We start from the raw sequence: 17,705 nt of genomic DNA, 5'->3' as shown, positions 1-17,705 counted from the left end.
ATGACCCGGTCAGCTTTTTGGTAGGGATATATCGTCGACAGGTTCCTCCAGTCGTTCGATTAAGATTTGATCAATCCGTCGACCGTCCAAGTCGACGACTTCAAAACGGTAGCCGTCGCTCGTGACATGACTTCCCCGGACCGGAAATTCGCCGAGCAGATATAAGACTAGTCCAGCCACCGTATGATACGTATTTTTTGCTTCGCCCGGTAAATCTGTTTTGATACCAAGAACACGCTTTAGGTCATCAATATGCAACAATCCATCCGCCAGGTAAGATCCATCCGTACGTTGCACCAGTTCCGGCTCCTCTTCAACAGTTGTAATTTCACCGACAAATGCTTCGAGAATATCAAACAGCGTAATCATCCCCAAAAAGCCGCCATACTCGTCGAGCACAAAGGCAATCGAAACCGTTTCTTTTCGCATTCGTTCGAGCAGGACGGTCGCTTGCAATTGTTTCGGGACAATGAGCGGTGTATGAATCATCGACTCGATCACAGCAATCGGTTGCTCGGCAGCCAGGATTTCCTTCGCATCGATGTATCCGACAAAGTGATCCAAATCACCGTGACCGACGGGAAGATTCCGGTGTTTTGCAGTCCGTAAATCTGCTAAGATTTGTTCCGGTGAGTCCGTTAAGTCAATCCATTCCGTTACCGTACGCGGTTCCATTAATTCATACGCTAACTGATCATGAAAGGCAAATACCCGAGAGACCTGTTCTGCTTCTGACATGGCGAACGTTCCTTCTTTCGTCCCGCGAATCAGTAATTGTTTGACCTCATCTTCCGTCTCGTCTTCCGTTTGAAGACGATCAAGTCCGATCATCCGAAAAATAACACTTGTTGATTTACTTAAGATGAAGATAAACGGTCTTAAAATACTCGAGAATAAGCGCATCGGTTGTGCCAAGACCATCGTGACACGCTCCGGACTGACAAGGGCGATCCGTTTCGGGACCAGTTCACCGACAACCAGCGATAAATAGGTGATGATGGTGACGACCACGATATAGCCGACCGTACTGGCATAAGGAGCCAGCCATGAAAAGCCGGACAGCCAGCTAATCAAAGGGGCGGATAATGCAGCACCGCCAAATGCTCCGTTGATGATGCCGATCAAGGTTATACCGACTTGAACCGTCGATAGTAAATCTGTTGGACGTTCTAAAAAGTCCAGTGCGACTTGAGCCGATTTTTTTCCTTCATCGGCATATTGCTGTAGTTTTGATTTCTTCGAAGATAACAAGGCGAGCTCTGTCATCGCGAACACACCGTTTGCTAAAATCAACAGCAGGACAATCATTAAATTAATCAACCACATCAAGCATTCACTCCTTTTCGATAACAAACTATTCCCCAAACTGGCCTCTATCATTCCCATTCGTCACGGTTTCCGTTAAACTATTAATGTATCAGCAGATAAAGGGGGAAATTAGCATGGAATACCGTTTAGAACACGACACGATGGGGGAAATTCGTGTCCCGGAAGCACAAGAATGGGGAGCACAAACACAACGGAGCCTAGAAAACTTTAAGATTGGAACAGAAAAAATGCCGATTGAAATCATTCGGGCATTTGCGGTTCTCAAAAAAGGGGCGGCTTTAGCCAATCGTGATTTAGGTGTCCTGGATCAAGAGAAAGCCGAAGTGATTGCTGAAGTATGTGACGAAATCATCGCCGGACAATTCGACGCAGAATTTCCACTGGTCGTTTGGCAAACCGGATCAGGTACACAGTCGAACATGAACGTCAATGAAGTCGTCGCACGGGTCGCGACACGAAAACTTGCCGAACGGGGAAGCAAGCAAGTCATTCATCCGAATGACGATGTCAACAAATCACAGAGTTCGAACGATACATATCCGACCGCGATGCATATCGCAGCGAAAACGATTGTCATCGATCAACTGTTACCAGCGATTGATGCCATCCATGCGACGCTCGATGAGAAAGCAAAAGCCTTCTCAGACATCGTCAAAATTGGACGGACACATTTACAGGACGCAACACCAATCACATTGGGACAAGAAGTCAGTGGTTGGGTCCGTATGTTACAGCTTTCGAAAAAGATGATTGAGTTGACGTTAGAGCCATTGACGGAGCTAGCCATTGGCGGGACTGCAGTTGGAACCGGAATCAATGCCCATCCAGAATTCGGAGACCGGGCGGCTGAAAAAATGAGTCAAGAAACCGGGAAATCATTCGTCAGCGCAGAAAATAAGTTCCATGCCTTAACAAGTCATGATCAACTTGTCTTTTCCCATGGCGCCATCAAGGCCCTGGCGATGGATGCGATGAAAATCGCCAATGATGTCCGCTGGTTGGCATCGGGTCCCCGTGCGGGAATTGGTGAAATCACGATACCGGAAAATGAACCGGGAAGTTCAATCATGCCTGGAAAGGTCAACCCGACACAAAGTGAAGCGCTGACAATGGTTGCCGCTCAAGTTCTCGGGAATGATGCGACAATCGGTTTTGCAGCAAGCCAAGGGAACTTTGAATTAAATGTCTTTAAACCGGTCATCATGTATAACTACATCCAATCGGTTCGTTTATTAACGGACGCTCTTCAGTCCTTTAATGACCATTGTGCGATCGGAATCGAGCCGGAACGGACGGTCATTGCCGAGAACGTCGAACGGTCGCTGATGCTTGTCACGGCACTGAATCCGCATATCGGCTATGAAAATGCAGCTCGGATTGCTAAAGCTGCTCATAAAGAGGGTACAACTTTAAAAGAGGCTGCGCTTGCAACCGGTTTGTTGACAGAAGAACAGTATGACCAGTGGATCGTTCCAGCAGAGATGGTCCATCCTAACCTAAAGGCATAATCGAAAACGAGGGTCCTCCCTCGTTTTCTTTTCAGTCGAACGGATGATTTCGGCTGTATAGAAAGAGAGGGAAGACTTGTGGAAACAACAAAAAAACAAATTGAAAAACAAATCGATCAAACGATTCTCATGGTCGAACGCTTACTCCGGATGGATTCTGTTCCAAAATCGGAGTTGCTTGTTTTCGCACAGTGGCTTAACCGGTTTAGCGAACACGATCAAGCAGAATTTTTCGAACGGCAGACTGCTCGCTGGGTGAGTGAGTTGGACAGTGTAGTAGAAGAAGTGCCGCATGAACAGATCGTGACACTACTCGCACCGGTCATCGATCATCTATCAGAACGGGGACGGAAAAAAGTCGTCCGGAAAGAAATGATTCTTTCGGTCACAAAACGGTTTTTAGATAATATTCAGTGGAAAAAAGCACTGGAACAAGAACGATACATGACCCGTTTCTTTGGATCCATCGAAGATACATTGGAAGTCGGATACGATTTGCATGTCGATGCGATGTTGATCGACTACGAAATCATCCGAATGACGAATGACGCATTGATTGTGAAGTTGTTTAAAAAATTAGAAGCATCGTTTATTCCCCTGATTTTGATTGGTCCAAATGACCCGGGTGTCCGTCAAGCTTGTTATGCGCTCGGGACAGACGACTATTGGGATGAAACCGTCGGAATCGATGAACGTAAAATTCGTCTGAAGCGTTTGCTCCGAAAACTACGGACAGTTTCTTCGTCGATGTTAGTCGATGAATTGACAGGAGCCTTTAACCGGAAATACCTCCAAAATGCTTACCGGAGACGGACATCCCGGTTAGAACGTGATGGTCAATTTTTTGCCCTTGCCATCTTTGATTTAGATCACTTTAAACGGATCAATGATTCACATGGTCATCCAACGGGGGATCTTGTGTTGACCGAACTGGCTGCCTTGACGAAACAAGCTCTTCGACAAGACGACGAATTGATTCGTTTTGGTGGAGAAGAATTCATGGTGTTGTTTAGTGCGGATGATTCGAATCATGCTACAGAAATGATGGAGAAAGTTCGGGCACGGATTGAACGTCATACATTTCCAAATGGATTGAAAGTGACGGTTTCCATCGGATTAACAGTCATTGATGATGTAATGCTGGATTTGGAGGAAATGACATCGGAAGCGGACGAAGCGCTGTATCAAGCCAAGCGAAATGGGAGAAATCAGGTTATCGTCTATGCAATGGCAACTGAAAAAGAGAAAGTGAAAGCCGTCATTAAAATCGAAAAGTCGATTCTTCCATCTCTTTCGCTGATGGAAATCCCGAGCCATCCGAAATATGATTTTGATCTCGTGGCGGACAATCAAAAAACAGTTGGCGCGATTCAATTGTATGTCATGCCGCTTGAAGAACTGGCAGCATCAAATTTTAAGCTTGTCGATGAATGGAAGCAGACACGTGACCAAATCATTGACGTGATTGCGATTGCCGGCGAAGAAAATCAATTGCTTGGTCAAGCGCTTGAACGAGGCGTTACAGATTATTGTTTGTCTCCTCTCGATCCACATCAATTAGAAGAGCAAATTCGACAATGGGTGATTCGTCTTCCGTAACGGCAGTATACTAAAAAGACACCTCGACTTTATAGAAGTCGAGGTGTCTTTTGAAAACAAAAGAATGTTAACGGAGAGGACGATCAAACTGTTTGATCGTAAAAGCTTCTGAATGTTGTGGATCAACCGGATGAAACATCTCGGACAAACAAACGAAGTCAACCGGGATCTCGGGATAATAAACATCCCCTTCAATGATGGCATCGATTTCCGTCGCATAAATCCGCTTGGTAAGTGACAGTGTTCGTTGGAACAGTTCACCACCGCCAATCAAAAAGACTTCCTCTTCCGACTCCGCGAAAGCAGCCAGTCCGTCTAAATCATGCCAAATGGTGATTCCTTCTGAATGGAAATTTGGATCACGCGTAATGACAATATTTTCGCGACCCGGTAATGGACGTCCGATTGACAGAAATGTTTTTCGGCCCATGATGACCGGTTTGCCGTAAGTCGTTTTCTTGAAATGGGCCAAATCAGCGGGGAGATGCCAGGGCATCTCGTTATCCCGACCAATGACCCGGTTTTTTGTATAGGCAACGATATGCGAAATCATACGGCGACGACTCCTTTAATATGCGGATCGGGATCATATCCTTCAATGATGATATCGTCAAACGTAAAATCTTCAATACGTTCCACTTCCCGGGCAAAACGAATCGTCGGCAAAGGTTTTGGATTCCGGCTCAATTGGAGATTGACTTGATCCAAGTGATTCGAATAAATATGGGCATCACCTAAAGTATGAACAAAATCGCCGACCTCAAGTTTACACACATGGGCAATCATATGGGTCAATAAGGCATAAGAAGCAATATTGAACGGTACACCCAAGAAGACATCTGCTGACCGCTGATAAAGCTGACAAGATAGTTTTCCGTCCGCCACATAAAATTGGAACAGCAAATGGCAAGGCGGTAAAGCCATTTCTTCCAATTGACCAGGATTCCAAGCGCTGACAATTAAACGACGCGAGTCCGGATTCACTTTGATCTGTTCAATGACATCTGCTAATTGATCGACTGTCGTGCCGTCCGGTTTAGGGAAAGAACGCCACTGGGCACCATAGACCGGTCCGAGATTGCCATCTTCGTCCGCCCACTCATTCCAGATGCGGACTCCATGTTCTTGCAGGTAGGAGATGTTGGTTTCACCGGAGATAAACCAAATCAATTCATGAATGATGGACTTCATATGTAACTTTTTCGTCGTTATCATCGGAAAACCATCCTGTAAAGGGAACCGCATTTGATGACCAAAAATACTGATGGTCCCGGTTCCCGTCCGATCTTCTTTTTTGATGCCGTTCGTTAAGATTTCCTGACAAAGTTGATGATACTGTTTCATGAATAATGTCCCCCTATTAAAGCTATCTTCCTATTGTAGCCGAACATCCTGGATTGAATCAACTGTTGGAAGAAGTTGGAAGGTGAAGCCGGAACAAGTGACTGAACAGGCCAAACAACGGTACGATATCCCGCCAGCCAAGGCGTCCGTCTTGTCGCGCCCGTATTCTGTGTAACATGAACAGCTGTAAAATATAAAACATCACCAAATCGACAGTCATCGTCCGAACGAATTGATTTGTCATGAAATAGACTTGGAAAATAGACCAGTCTGAACGTGCTAAAGCTAACCAGATGATGACGGCTGACAGAACAGCCAGCAGGGCGACAACGTAAGGGATGAACTTCCGACGTCGAAACGGCAAAAACGTTTGACGCGGGATGGCGAGAGCTAGATACGGCATGAGGATAAATGATCCTAACGCAAATGCGCCAAAACTTGCTAACATCGGTGAAGGTTTTAAGAACCGTTTTTCATCTAAAAAGAGCATGAAAAAGGCGGCTGGATAGATGCCAAGTAATGTAAATAAACTGAGTGCAGACGTATCGAACTGGCTTTGATCAAACCGTAAAAAGGACAAAAGAAAACCGGAAGGAAAAACTCTGTTATTCCCAAATAGTAGAATGAAGACAATGGCAACAGCCCAGACTAGAAACAATAAATAACGACGGTACATGTTGGTACGCCTCCTCTCTTAAATCATTTTCCTCTATCGGAAAAATTCAAACGTAAAACGCTAGTTCCAGTATACCGGAATCCGGATAAGGGAATCCTCTTGTACTGGTTACAATATTCGTGATACGCTAACGATGAAATGAATGGAAGCGCTTTATTGAAAAGTGCAATCGCTTGCATAAATTGTTCACAAGAGGAGTCGATCAATCATATGGAACGAAAATGGTGGCATGACAGTGTAGTCTATCAAATTTATCCGCGTAGTTTTAAGGATTCCAATGGAGACGGAATTGGAGATCTTGTCGGTATCATTGAAAAATTGGATTACTTAAAAGAACTTGGAATTGATGTCATTTGGCTGAGCCCTGTCTACGACTCACCAAACGATGACAATGGATATGATATTCGGGATTATGAAGCCATCATGGCCGAGTTTGGAACGATGGAGGACTTTGATCGTCTACTCGATCAGGCGCATGAGCGGGGCATCAAAATCGTAATGGATCTCGTAGTCAACCATTCCTCGGACGAGCATGCCTGGTTTGCCGAGTCACGGAAAAGCAAGGACAACCCGTATCGCGATTATTACATTTGGAGAAGTGCCAACGAAGACGGTACGTTGCCGAACAACTGGGGATCGATTTTTTCCGGACCGGCTTGGGAATTAGATGAAACGACAAACGAATATTTTTTACATCTGTTTTCTAAAAAACAGCCCGACCTCAACTGGGAAAATGAAAAACTCCGTCAAGAAGTGTATCAGATGATCACCCGCTGGTTGGATCGCGGGATTGACGGCTTCCGGATGGACGTCATCAATTTAATCTCGAAGACACCCGGTCTTCCGGATGCGACGGTTCCTCCCGGTGCTCTATATGGAGACGGCGGACAACATTATATTAATGGACCAAGAATTCATGAATTTTTAACAGAGATGAATGATGCATCGTTTGGTCAGTATGATGTATTGACGGTCGGGGAAATGCCAGGAGCGACGACCGAAGATGCGATCCTGTATACGGATCCGGAACGGAAAGAAGTCAACATGGTCTTTACATTTGAACATATGGACTTGGATTCCGGTCCAGGAGGCAAATGGGATGTCCAACCGTTCAATCTTCAAAAGCTAAAAGAAAACTTTACGAAGTGGCAAGTTGCCTTACATGAGAAAGGCTGGAACTCGTTGTACTGGAATAACCATGATCAGCCGCGGGTCGTCAGTCGATTCGGAGACGATACGACGTATCGTGTTGAATCCGCTAAAATGTTAGCGACATTGCTTCACATGTTAAAAGGAACACCTTACATTTACCAAGGGGAAGAAATCGGCATGACGAACGTTGCCTTTGAATCGATTGAGGAATATGAGGATATCGAAATCCGCAATATGTGGAAAGAGCGGACCGAGCAGGGGGCTTCACCGGCAGAGTTATTGCGTGCTATCCACATCAAGGGGCGGGATAATGCCCGGACACCGATTCAATGGGATGCGACCGAGCACGGCGGTTTTACGACAGGAACACCCTGGTTGAAGATCAATCCGAATTATCCATCCATTAACGTCGAACAGGCCTTAGCAGATTCTGATTCAACCTTCTATTACTATAAACAGCTGATTGCGTTACGTCATCAGCACGATTTAATCGTATACGGCGAATATGCGTTGATTTTAGAAGATGAGACCGATATCTATGCCTATACAAGAACATATGAAAATGAAACATGGTACGTTTACTGCTCATTCAGTAAAGACAAAGTAACCGTTCCACTTTCACACGATACCTCTGATTCAGTCATCGGAAATTACAACGACTCTCCGTTGGTCTCAAAAGAAGAGTTGGTCCTTCGGCCATATGAAGCAATCGTCTACCGAATATTCCGGTAAAAAAGAACAGTATGTAAACAAGGAAAAAAACAAGGATGGCGGACATGAAATCCGCCATCCTTGTTTTTGGTTGTTGAAGACCGTTCTTTCGATTAAAGAAAAGTCACGAACTTCTACTTTAAGTAAAATACACGACATTCAAGAGGTCGCTTTGACGACTTGTTTAATCGTATCGATAATCTGCTGTTGCTCATCTTTAGTTGTTTCGAGTCGTATGCCATACAAACGCTGGGAATCGAGCCATTTTTCATGCAAAATCCGTCCGTTCAGCTTCAATGGTTCGAGACCACGTATAAGAGAAAATTCGACGACAATCGACATCGAACGGTCAATCGGCAGCTTCAGCGGTGTTGCAATCGCCATGCCACTAGGTGAGATATTATGAATATTCATCGATCCAATCGGCGTCCGTTGTCCACCTTTGACAAGATAAAATTCACCAGCAACCGGTTCATCAAAATGAAACCGGAAAGATTCGTTGCGTTTGATCTTCAAGATGAACACCTCCTGATTTCCATTATCCGTTAAAAGAGGACAATCTTCTAGCGAAATGTTGAAAATCAGGAAGGTGATTGTATCAAGCTGCTAAATCTTTAGATGGAGTGGTCGGGTGAATCCTTTTAGCAAGATACATGAAAGGAGTGGCGACCCAGGCAATGACGAATTTAGCGAGATAAGTGGTAATGAAAATCTGCCACCAAATATCAAATGGTAAGTTGTGAAAGGCAATCGCACAAAACGTCAACGTATCAATCAATTGGCTGAGGACAGTCGATCCGGTTGTCCGTAACCAAAGTTTCTTTTCCCCCGTCTTTTGACGGATCTTTGAATAGATAAAGACATCAAACAATTGTGATACCAGGTAGGCAGACAAACTACCAAGCGCAATCCAAGGAAGTAAACCAAATAACAGGTTCAAAGAACTCGACATGTCTTTCGCCAGGGTGTCATTAAGTGGTGTGTACAATAAGCTGTATTGCATCAATAACGTTGTCGTGATCAATGAGAAAAATCCCATGTAGACGCCTTGCCGCGCTACTTTTTTTCCGTACTTTTCATTTAAGATGTCGGTAGCCAAATAACAACTTCCGTATACGACGTTCCCTAATGTGAAAATATAAGAATAAAGTTCAACTTGTTGTGTGACTTGGATATTGGCAATAATCGTTGCGATGGCAATCCACATCATCAAACCGGTTTTACCAAACAGACGATAACTGAGTAATAACAATCCCATCGTAAGTAAGATGGAAGGAAACCATAACCATTCGTTCATGTGAGAACTCCTTTCTGAATCATACAATCCAAAATTTTACGCTTTTTTTGGATCGATGTCAAAAAAACCGACGCCTGATTGCGTCGGTCGAGCCTCAAGGGCGTTGTAAGGAATATCGTTTACGACGACCCTTACTAAAATAATCGTCTTGTTTGACGAATCCGTTTGTCTTCAAAATTTGAGAAGCGATCTCTTGATGGGGAGACGTCGGTAAGACACGGGCACGTACTTCGTAAAGAGACAATACGTTTGATTGCTCGAGTGCCTGTTGTACTGCCTTTGTTCCAAAACCGCGACCGCTGTATGGGTCGAATATCATCAAATCAAGTTGGAAATAATGTCCCATTTTTAATAAGAGTACACGACCAATCAGTTGTTCGTCGACAAGAAGATCAAAGTAGAAGTCTTCGGAATAACTGTGTTCAACAGAATCAAAAGCGCGCTCGGCCCCGAGCTCATGGTCGTATCCTTGAATTTCCTGACGAGATAATCCGTAAGCCTGTTCGCCGTACTTTAAAAAATGTTCGAATTCAGTCTGATCTACATGACGTAGTGTTCGACGTTTTAAATCCATGACGGTGTCCTCCTCTGATCGCAATTCACTCTGCTCATTTATTATAGCGACTTCAGGAAACAAATTGCAAAAGATAGCTGGAGAAGTAAGGAACGGTAGGAAAGCGAAAAAGTAAGTTGTAAACGGATTGTGATTGTTTCAATTCGTGATGAATATGGTAAAGTAATGATGTAGACATCTGGATGCTGGAAGGGGTTGGAAAATGTGTTCACAGAACGGGATGGAATCAAATTACGCTTAGAACAAATCGAACGCTTATATTCTGATTTGAATCGGGAAGCGAAACAATTGACGGAGCGGTTACGCCAACTTGACGAACAAGGGGACGAAGTCCGTCATGATCTTGCATTAAATAAAGAAGATCGCGACCACTTGAAATCAAGTATCGATGAGACGTTGCAGGCCTTGTTACAACGGACGACTGTTGATGCCAAAGTCGAGCAGGAAAAACAAGAAGATTTAATTTCTAAAAAAGCCCTCATCGAAGATATCGAAGGGTTATTGAAGAAAAAGAAATAAGCTGGCGCAGGCTAGCTTATTTTTTTCTGGGAGTGAAACGGATTGGACAAACAAAAAGTCGTATTGACGACGTGCTTAAGGCCCACAGATGAAGTCAGGACCAGATTACAGCGACTTTATGAAATGGAGCAAACCATTGACTTCGATGTCATCGAGCGAAAAAAAATAGGACTGCAGGCACTTCACGAGCAGTATCAGCGTCCCATTCTTGTCGTGGATAAAAACCGATTGGAATATTATCCGCAAGATGCGGACAGCTCTTTTTTCTTTCATCCGTCCAGTGCGGTTTTTCGAATCAAACAATTTGACCGGAATGGTCATGATCCATTGATTACAATCGCCCGATTGCAAAAGGGGATGACAGTTCTTGATTGTACGTTAGGCTTAGGAGCGGATGCAATCGTCATGAGTCACGCAGTCGGACAGTCTGGTCAAGTTATCGGTTTAGAAAGCAATCCGGTGACAGCCTTGATCGTACGGGAAGGGTTACAACAATGGATCGAAGGATACCAACCAATCATTGATGCGATGCGACAGATTGAAGTTCAGTTGGCGGAACACTTCACGTACCTGAAGCAATGTGCCAGCAAATCAATAGATGTCATTTATTTTGATCCGATGTTTGAAAAAACCGTTTCAGAATCAACGCATCTTGACGGACTGCGACAACTGGCAAACTTTGAACCGTTGACCGAACAAGTAGTAGCCGAAGCCAAACGAGTCGCCCGACAAAGAATCGTCTTAAAAGCTCATTTTGAGAGTGAGTTATTTGAACGATACGGATTCGTGCGGACGAAACGAAAATCATCCAAACTGCATTATGGTGTCCTTGAATTATGACGACAAAACCCCTCTGAGTCAGACTCAAAGGGGTTTTACTTATTGGTTGAAATTATTCGACTGCTTCTTTTAATTCTTCTTCCATATCGTCAAATTTCTCTTGAACCGATTCAACCGGTTGTTTCGTCAAGAGACTAACGACAACTGTGAAGAATAAGCTAGTGAAGAACCCAGGTACCATCTCATAGAGTGTCGTACTGAGACCGAGCTGAACCCAAATGATGACGGTGATTGCACCGGATAACATACCGGCGAGTGCACCTTGTTTCGTCATCCGTTTCCAGTAAAGCGAAAGCAGGATGATTGGACCAAAGGCGGAACCAAAACCAGCCCAGGCATAACCGACCAGTGATAAGATCGTGGCTGACGGATTCCAGGCTAAAACGGAACCGATGACAGCGATGACCAGGACGGCAATTCGTCCTGTCAAGACGAGCTGTTTGTCTGTTGCTTTTTTATTAAAAAACGTTTTATAAAAATCTTCTGTTAAAGCACTTGATGTGACGAGCAACTGCGACGAAATCGTCGACATGATAGCGGCTAAAATCGCTGCCATCAGGAATCCTGTGATGTAAGGATGGAATAAGACGTCAGAGAAACGGATGAATACGGTCTCCGGATCGCCCAGTCCATTGCCTTGCCCTTCAAAATAAGCAATCCCGACAAGTCCTGTCATCATGGCACCGAGAATCGAGATAAACATCCAACCAATTCCGATACGACGAGCTTTTTTCAAATCTTTGACCGAACGAATGGCCATAAAACGAACAATGATGTGCGGTTGTCCGAAATAACCAAGTCCCCAGGCTAGGAATCCGATGATTCCGAGGAATGTTGTGCCTTTTAATGGATCAAACAATGTAGGATCCAGGTTTTCTGCATAGTTGTAGGCACCATCGATGCCACCGACGTCCGTTAAGGCAACGACCGGCACGAGGACAAGGGCGATGAACATGATACAACCCTGGACGAAGTCGGTCCAACTGACTGCGAGAAAACCGCCAAACAGTGTATAGGCGACGACGACCGCAATCGTCAAGAGCATACCATAATGATAATCAAAGCCGAATGAGCTTTCAAACAATTTACCGCCGGATACGATACCAGCTGATGTGTAGAAAGTGAAGAAAACGATAATGACAACTGCAGAAACAGTCCGTAAGACACGTGACGTATCTTTAAAACGATTTTCTAAGAAGTCAGGAATCGTAATTGAATCATTTGCCATTTCCGTATAAAGACGAAAACGTGGCGCTAAAATCAAATAATTTACGTAACAACCAATTAACAGTCCTAAAGCAAGCCATAAAGCAGATACACCAGTTGCGTACATGGCTCCGGGTAATCCCATCAACATCCAGCCACTCATGTCGGATGCTCCGGCGGATAGTGCCGTGACTCCGGGACCTAAGTCTCGACCACCTAACATATAATCTTCTGTGTTTGTCGTTCGCTTGTACGCAATATAGCCGATGGCAAGCATCATGACCAGATACAAGCTGATTGAAATCCATTCTTGCGTCATAACAATAAAGCCTCCAATTAATCTTTTTTTGCGCTGTTCGTTCATCTGTCAAATAAGCACAATCGATTTGTTCCCCACCTTACAGGGTCTAAAACGACAAAGCAAGTCTTCACAATGTCATGAAAAGTGGTTTCAGCCCTCGTCTATCAAGGGGTTGGGACGGTTTTCGTCCCTCTAGAAGTTCTAATTTTCGAAATTCAGTCATGGAAATGTTGTCAAATGGCAAGGTAATCGAAATGAATGGTGTTGTCAAAAAAGGTACAATTAAAAATTTGTCTGTATGAAAAAAGCGATTCAAGTGATATAAAAATCACTTGAATCGCGAGTGGGAACGTAACTTAATATGTAAAGACAATCGCTTGGTAAGCCGTTTGAAGACGGTTAAGTGCTTCGTCCAACTGACTTCGCGGGCATCCGAAATTCAAGCGTTCAAACGTCGAAGCATTTTTTCCAAATGGTTCTCCGTGTGTCAGGGCAAGACCAGCCTGCTTGACTAACCAGTCAGCCCGCTCTTTCGAATTAAAAGGAAGAGCGGCACAGTCAATCCAAAGCAAGAAAGTGGCGTCCGGTGTAACGACGGTGAGACGAGGCATTTCTGTTTGAATTCGTTGTATGGCATGGTTACGGTTCTCTTCAAGGTAAACCAACAACTCCTGTAACCAGCGCTCGCTTTCCGGGTCCTCATAAGCAGCAATGATAGCTGTTGCCGCAAAAGCATTCGGATGCACGAAGTTCGCCTGTTGCACCTGCTCGATTTTAAGACGCAAGTCAGCGTTCGGTACAATCAGATAAGAAGCATAAAGTCCCGGGATATTGAATGTTTTAGATGGAGCACTGACCAGTATTACCTGATCGTAATCAAACGCGATAATCGGATGATGCGTTACATTCGAAAACAGCAAATCGGCATGGATTTCATCCGACAAGACGTAGACACCGTATTGTTTAGCAAGTGCAACCAATCGTTTCAATTCATCGAAGCTGAACACGCGACCGGTCGGGTTATGCGGATTACATAAAATGATCATGCGTGCTGACTTCATCTGTTGTTCGAGCAATATAAAGTCGATTTCATACCGGTCATTCTGTAAAGAAAGCGGATTTTCGACTAAACGTCGTCCGTTCGCTTCTATAACATGATGGAAAGGGGGATAGACAGGAGTCTGGATGATAATTTCATCATTTTCTTCCGTCAATGCTAATACACTATGTGCGAGTGCGGGAACGACGCCGCTCGAATAGAGGATCGTTGCCGGATCGACCGATTGGTCATAACGTTTGTCAAACCAATGTTGAATGGCATGTTTTGCTTTTTCTTCGAACAGAGAATAGCCGAAGTTGCCGCTTGCAGCCCGTCTTGTCAAAGCTTTCGTTATCGAGTCGGCAGGACGGACATCCATATCTGCAACCCACATCGGAATCAGTTGATCCGATCCGAACAGTTGTTTCAAACCATCCCATTTGGCGGACCCGGTTTGTCTTTTCTCTAAAACTTCATCAAACATATGCTCATTCATTTTGTTCAATCCTTTCGATATAAACTTAACTATATCTTCACAGTACCGAACAGGTCTCATTTCGGCAAGTTAGAAAAATAGAGGTTTTAAAAAAAGGGCGCATGGGAAAACTCAATATCGTACACAAAAAAAAGGACGGGGTGGATTTTATGTTACATTCAAAAGTGTTAGTAGGACGATCACCAGAAGAACTCGAAGAACGACTTAATCATTTCTTTGAGGAAAATGGTGTCGGTTCAAATTCAATCATCACACTTAAATTCTCGACATTCGTCGCATCGAAAGCGGATGAACATTATTCTGTGTTGATTGTCTTTGATAACTCATTAACTAAAACAGTCCTTTAATGCATCATGAAACAGTTAGGGGGAAGTAAATTTCCCTTAACTGCTTTTTTTGTATTTTCTTGAAAAAGTTGATATTCATTTAGGCTTACGTTATACTAATATTAGAAAAAACAGGCTTCCGTAGGTTAATGGCAGACCTCAGCAATGGTAATGCTGCAGTGCGAGTTCGATTCTCGCCGGAAGCATCAAAATAAACAGGTCTTCCGTCACAAGTCAATCACTTGAACGGAGGACCTGTTTTTGTTTAGAACAGGGACTGATCTTGAAGGAGACATCCATGAATCAATTAAATATTTCGATTGGTAACGAAATTAAGCGGATCCGGCAAGAACGAAATTGGACACAAGCTGAACTGTGCCAGGGAATTTGTAGTCAGGCAGAAATCAGTAAAATCGAGAATGGACGTAATTCACCGACGGTTGATTTATTACAACAACTTGCAGAACGGTTACACACTCCGGTCTCGTCTTTTTTTATAAATGAAAACAAAAAAACAAATTTTCGCATGATTGATCAAGAAATAATTCAACTTACGCGCCTAAACCGTTATTCTGAAATATTTCTACAGATTGATCAATATCTGATAACAGAAACGGACAAAGAAATTAGCATTTTATTGCGCTATCACAAATTGATCATTGAAGAAAAAACAAACATCATTGATTACCGAACGTGTATTTCACAACTTTTGAATATAACTGCAGAAGAAAAATTAATTGAAGAATCGTTTCTACTATACTTAAGAATTCAGATGTCGATTGCGATTTTATATACGAACTATGGTGAGTACCGCCATGCGGATTCAATTTATTCAATGTTGTTTAAGATTGACTATCATACGGTCGAATATAAAAAAATGAAATTGAAGATTTTATACAATTACATCCGAAACTTAATCAAACAAAAAGATTTTTCTGCGATCTTAAAAGAAACTGAGACGGCGATTAATGAAAGTAATCATTTGGATGATTTAAGTTATCTCGGACACTTTTATTATCAGCGGGGATACGCATTGGAACAGTTAAACAGCTCCTTAGAGTTGATTCAAGAAGCATACACGCTTGCCTACGGAATCTTTTTGGCTACAGAAAACACTTCGTTTGCGACCATATTAGAGGATCACTTATCAGATGTGATGTATTTTTCATTAAAATCAATCTAGGAACTAGTCATGCAACAATAGTCAGAAGAGAAAGGTAAATTATGATGAAATCATTGCCTCACATGATTGGAAATGAAATCAAACGGATTCGTAAAGAAAAGAAAATGACACAAAAAGAATTGTGTGATGGGATATGTAGTCAGGCAGAAATCAGTAAGATTGAAAATGGACGTAATTCGCCAACAATCGATTTGTTACAACAAATTGCCAAGCGATTGCGCGTGCCGCTTTCTTTACTATTCCGGGATCAATTAGAGAGTGACACCTTTCGAGAGACTGATAACCATTTATCGAGTCTGTTTCGGGAGAAAAAATATCAAGAGATGAAACAAGAATTATCGAAAAATGATGCAACGCATCATAACGAAATCCTTTTGCTAAAAGCGTATTTTTCAATACTTTTAGAGGTGAAAACAGATAAAATTGATTACCGTACTGCTTCCACTTTATTATCACGATTGACGGATCGGGAAGATATTTGGTACGAATCGCCCAAGATGTATATTCGAATAAAGATGGCCATCTCGAATTTATACGCAGAAAATGAGCAGTACCATCTGGCTGAAAAAGTATATGAAGAATTGGAACAATTGACGTACGATACGGAAGAATTGAAAAAACAATTGATCAAGATTTATTACAACCATTCTCAATTGTTAACCTATGAGAAAAAATACGAAGCCGGCTTAAAAATAACGGAAAAAGGATTAAGCTATAGCTTATCGTTAAATGATGCTTCTTTCGTCGCTCATTTTTATTATCAACGTGGTTATTTTTATGAGGTGATGATGACTGACGATAGCTCACCCATTCAACGTGACTATACGATAGCATATGCTTTGTTTCGTGCATTTCATCTACACACATATGAAGAAATCGTTCTTAAAGGAAAAGAACGATTTCTACTGTTTACATTTTAAAATGTTCCCCCGGCCTTCTCACATGCGGAGAGGGCTTTTTTGACGAGTTCCTCCGCCCGGTCAGGATATTGCTGATGTCCTTCCAGGATAATGGTCTGGACATCTTCAATCCCGAAGAAACGAAGGATATCGAGCATGTAACGAACGGCATGTTCGGAATCAGCTTTATCCGCTGTAGAATAGTCCCCGCCGCGTGAATGCAGCAACAAAACTTGTTTGCCCGTTACTAAGCCGACAGACCCTTCTGCTGTATAACGAAACGTCTGACCTGCTTGTGCAAGATAGTCCATATAATTATGAAGCGGAGCCGGAACGGTCAGATTCCACATCGGGAAAGAAAAAACGACTTTATCCGAGTCGAGAAACCCGGTCAGATATTCTTGTAATTTGTCGAGCGGCACATGTTCATCGGTCTCGACGGATTCTCCACGAAATAGTTTGGCGGCAGCAGTGGCGAGACGTAAATCAAAAAACGGTAACCGTTCCTCGAATAAATTGAGTACGACGACTTCATCATCCGGATGATGTGTCCGGTAACTCGCGAGAAACGCTTCGTTCATGTGCGAGCTGATTCCTTTCTTTTGATGGGTACTATCATTTGCTTCAATAAATAACAAACGGCTCATGACATAACACTCCTTTCAATCTTTACTAGTCAAATACCCGATTGAAGACTTCTTTAGAC

General features: G+C 43.3%; 18 protein-coding genes and 1 tRNA gene. 9 read left to right on the top strand and 10 right to left on the bottom strand.

All coding sequences use genetic code 11. The features are described from left to right. Window positions 1-9: 9 nt before the first annotated feature. Entirely contained in the window at window positions 10-1,326 is a 1,317-nt protein-coding gene (locus tag AC3IRK_RS09270) for a hemolysin family protein (protein ID WP_214854322.1), read from the bottom strand. Between the two features lie 116 nt (window positions 1,327-1,442). On the opposite strand from AC3IRK_RS09270, the gene fumC reads away from it, so the two are divergent. Both fumC and AC3IRK_RS09260 read left to right on the top strand, forming a co-directional pair. Then, complete coding sequence (gene fumC / locus AC3IRK_RS09265; protein WP_131502503.1) at window positions 1,443-2,837, top strand: class II fumarate hydratase; 1,395 nt, start codon at window positions 1,443-1,445, stop codon at window positions 2,835-2,837. Between the two features lie 78 nt (window positions 2,838-2,915). Continuing rightward, on the top strand, window positions 2,916-4,436 hold the full coding sequence (locus tag AC3IRK_RS09260) for a diguanylate cyclase (RefSeq protein WP_188004469.1): 1,521 nt from the start codon (window positions 2,916-2,918) through the stop codon (window positions 4,434-4,436). A gap of 67 nt (window positions 4,437-4,503) precedes the next feature. Here the strand turns inward: AC3IRK_RS09260 and AC3IRK_RS09255 are convergent, their stop codons facing one another. Genes AC3IRK_RS09255 through AC3IRK_RS09245 form a run of 3 tightly spaced genes read right to left on the bottom strand, consistent with a single transcriptional unit; the run spans window position 4,504 to window position 6,456 of the window. Continuing rightward, the gene (locus AC3IRK_RS09255; RefSeq protein WP_489169902.1) at window positions 4,504-4,989 is read right to left on the bottom strand and encodes a dihydrofolate reductase; all 486 of its coding nucleotides are present in this window, start codon (window positions 4,987-4,989) and stop codon (window positions 4,504-4,506) included. Next, window positions 4,986-5,780: a thymidylate synthase gene (locus AC3IRK_RS09250; protein WP_131502500.1), complete on the bottom strand. Its 795-nt coding sequence runs from the start codon at window positions 5,778-5,780 to the stop codon at window positions 4,986-4,988. The genes AC3IRK_RS09255 and AC3IRK_RS09250 overlap by 4 nt, the downstream gene beginning before the upstream one ends. Before the next feature lie 58 nt (window positions 5,781-5,838). Beyond that, complete coding sequence (locus AC3IRK_RS09245; protein WP_188004468.1) at window positions 5,839-6,456, bottom strand: hypothetical protein; 618 nt, start codon at window positions 6,454-6,456, stop codon at window positions 5,839-5,841. 210 nt (window positions 6,457-6,666) lie between these two features. On the opposite strand from AC3IRK_RS09245, the gene AC3IRK_RS09240 reads away from it, so the two are divergent. Next, window positions 6,667-8,340, top strand: a complete 1,674-nt coding sequence (locus AC3IRK_RS09240) for a glycoside hydrolase family 13 protein (protein ID WP_188004467.1) — start codon at window positions 6,667-6,669, stop codon at window positions 8,338-8,340. A 138-nt stretch (window positions 8,341-8,478) separates the two neighbouring features. On the opposite strand, the gene AC3IRK_RS09235 is transcribed toward AC3IRK_RS09240, so the two are convergent. From AC3IRK_RS09235 to AC3IRK_RS09225, 3 genes are all read right to left on the bottom strand, one after another. Further along, window positions 8,479-8,844 carry a PilZ domain-containing protein gene (locus AC3IRK_RS09235; RefSeq protein WP_255508321.1) on the bottom strand — a complete coding sequence of 122 codons (366 nt, stop codon included), beginning with the start codon at window positions 8,842-8,844 and terminating at the stop codon, window positions 8,479-8,481. Window positions 8,845-8,917: 73 nt separating this feature from the next. Then, the gene (locus AC3IRK_RS09230) at window positions 8,918-9,616 is read right to left on the bottom strand and encodes a queuosine precursor transporter (RefSeq protein ID WP_131502496.1); all 699 of its coding nucleotides are present in this window, start codon (window positions 9,614-9,616) and stop codon (window positions 8,918-8,920) included. Window positions 9,617-9,710: 94 nt separating this feature from the next. After that, window positions 9,711-10,190 (bottom strand): GNAT family N-acetyltransferase, encoded by a 480-nt coding sequence (locus tag AC3IRK_RS09225; RefSeq protein ID WP_131502495.1) that lies wholly within the window; start codon window positions 10,188-10,190, stop codon window positions 9,711-9,713. Window positions 10,191-10,394: 204 nt separating this feature from the next. On the opposite strand from AC3IRK_RS09225, the gene AC3IRK_RS09220 reads away from it, so the two are divergent. Both AC3IRK_RS09220 and AC3IRK_RS09215 read left to right on the top strand, forming a co-directional pair. After that, window positions 10,395-10,709 (top strand): hypothetical protein, encoded by a 315-nt coding sequence (locus AC3IRK_RS09220; protein ID WP_012370605.1) that lies wholly within the window; start codon window positions 10,395-10,397, stop codon window positions 10,707-10,709. Between the two features lie 123 nt (window positions 10,710-10,832). Next, window positions 10,833-11,549: a class I SAM-dependent methyltransferase gene (locus AC3IRK_RS09215; protein ID WP_489169901.1), complete on the top strand. Its 717-nt coding sequence runs from the start codon at window positions 10,833-10,835 to the stop codon at window positions 11,547-11,549. 52 nt (window positions 11,550-11,601) lie between these two features. Here AC3IRK_RS09215 and putP read toward each other — a convergent pair whose 3' ends face one another. After that, window positions 11,602-13,074: a sodium/proline symporter PutP gene (gene putP, locus AC3IRK_RS09210; RefSeq protein WP_489169900.1), complete on the bottom strand. Its 1,473-nt coding sequence runs from the start codon at window positions 13,072-13,074 to the stop codon at window positions 11,602-11,604. A 338-nt stretch (window positions 13,075-13,412) separates the two neighbouring features. After that, complete coding sequence (locus AC3IRK_RS09205) at window positions 13,413-14,591, bottom strand: MalY/PatB family protein (RefSeq protein ID WP_489169899.1); 1,179 nt, start codon at window positions 14,589-14,591, stop codon at window positions 13,413-13,415. A 149-nt stretch (window positions 14,592-14,740) separates the two neighbouring features. Between AC3IRK_RS09205 and AC3IRK_RS09200 the strand changes: the two genes are divergently transcribed. The 4 genes from AC3IRK_RS09200 to AC3IRK_RS09185 all read left to right on the top strand — a co-directional run bounded on the left by AC3IRK_RS09200 (window position 14,741) and on the right by AC3IRK_RS09185 (window position 17,020). Then, window positions 14,741-14,938, top strand: coding sequence for a hypothetical protein (locus AC3IRK_RS09200; RefSeq protein ID WP_014970552.1), 198 nt, complete (start codon window positions 14,741-14,743; stop codon window positions 14,936-14,938). Window positions 14,939-15,052: 114 nt separating this feature from the next. Then, window positions 15,053-15,123 (top strand) — tRNA-Thr (locus AC3IRK_RS09195). A gap of 92 nt (window positions 15,124-15,215) precedes the next feature. Next, window positions 15,216-16,100: a helix-turn-helix domain-containing protein gene (locus AC3IRK_RS09190; RefSeq protein ID WP_131972560.1), complete on the top strand. Its 885-nt coding sequence runs from the start codon at window positions 15,216-15,218 to the stop codon at window positions 16,098-16,100. Between the two features lie 41 nt (window positions 16,101-16,141). Continuing rightward, window positions 16,142-17,020 carry a helix-turn-helix domain-containing protein gene (locus AC3IRK_RS09185; protein ID WP_188004464.1) on the top strand — a complete coding sequence of 293 codons (879 nt, stop codon included), beginning with the start codon at window positions 16,142-16,144 and terminating at the stop codon, window positions 17,018-17,020. On the opposite strand, the gene AC3IRK_RS09180 is transcribed toward AC3IRK_RS09185, so the two are convergent. Continuing rightward, the gene (locus AC3IRK_RS09180) at window positions 17,017-17,646 is read right to left on the bottom strand and encodes an FMN-dependent NADH-azoreductase (protein WP_131972562.1); all 630 of its coding nucleotides are present in this window, start codon (window positions 17,644-17,646) and stop codon (window positions 17,017-17,019) included. The genes AC3IRK_RS09185 and AC3IRK_RS09180 overlap by 4 nt on opposite strands. Window positions 17,647-17,705: the final 59 nt, after the last annotated feature.

This window comes from Exiguobacterium sp. GL_137, from assembly GCF_057834585.1.
Note: the sequence above shows the minus strand (reverse complement) of the source record. Positions and strands in the feature narration are given on the sequence as shown.

What these genes read in the sequence shown, in the direction of transcription:
- AC3IRK_RS09270 (WP_214854322.1), bottom strand. Translation starts at nt 1,326, where the DNA reads ATGTGGTTGATTAATTTAATGATTGTCCTGCTGTTGATTTTAGCAAAC.
- fumC (WP_131502503.1), top strand. Translation starts at nt 1,443, where the DNA reads ATGGAATACCGTTTAGAACACGACACGATGGGGGAAATTCGTGTCCCG.
- AC3IRK_RS09255 (WP_489169902.1), bottom strand. Translation starts at nt 4,989, where the DNA reads ATGATTTCGCATATCGTTGCCTATACAAAAAACCGGGTCATTGGTCGG.
- AC3IRK_RS09250 (WP_131502500.1), bottom strand. Translation starts at nt 5,780, where the DNA reads ATGAAACAGTATCATCAACTTTGTCAGGAAATCTTAACGAACGGCATC.
- AC3IRK_RS09245 (WP_188004468.1), bottom strand. Translation starts at nt 6,456, where the DNA reads ATGTACCGTCGTTATTTATTGTTTCTAGTCTGGGCTGTTGCCATTGTC.
- AC3IRK_RS09240 (WP_188004467.1), top strand. Translation starts at nt 6,667, where the DNA reads ATGGAACGAAAATGGTGGCATGACAGTGTAGTCTATCAAATTTATCCG.
- AC3IRK_RS09230 (WP_131502496.1), bottom strand. Translation starts at nt 9,616, where the DNA reads ATGAACGAATGGTTATGGTTTCCTTCCATCTTACTTACGATGGGATTG.
- AC3IRK_RS09225 (WP_131502495.1), bottom strand. Translation starts at nt 10,190, where the DNA reads ATGGATTTAAAACGTCGAACACTACGTCATGTAGATCAGACTGAATTC.
- AC3IRK_RS09215 (WP_489169901.1), top strand. Translation starts at nt 10,833, where the DNA reads ATGGAGCAAACCATTGACTTCGATGTCATCGAGCGAAAAAAAATAGGA.
- putP (WP_489169900.1), bottom strand. Translation starts at nt 13,074, where the DNA reads ATGACGCAAGAATGGATTTCAATCAGCTTGTATCTGGTCATGATGCTT.
- AC3IRK_RS09205 (WP_489169899.1), bottom strand. Translation starts at nt 14,591, where the DNA reads ATGAATGAGCATATGTTTGATGAAGTTTTAGAGAAAAGACAAACCGGG.
- AC3IRK_RS09200 (WP_014970552.1), top strand. Translation starts at nt 14,741, where the DNA reads ATGTTACATTCAAAAGTGTTAGTAGGACGATCACCAGAAGAACTCGAA.
- AC3IRK_RS09190 (WP_131972560.1), top strand. Translation starts at nt 15,216, where the DNA reads ATGAATCAATTAAATATTTCGATTGGTAACGAAATTAAGCGGATCCGG.
- AC3IRK_RS09185 (WP_188004464.1), top strand. Translation starts at nt 16,142, where the DNA reads ATGATGAAATCATTGCCTCACATGATTGGAAATGAAATCAAACGGATT.
- AC3IRK_RS09180 (WP_131972562.1), bottom strand. Translation starts at nt 17,646, where the DNA reads ATGAGCCGTTTGTTATTTATTGAAGCAAATGATAGTACCCATCAAAAG.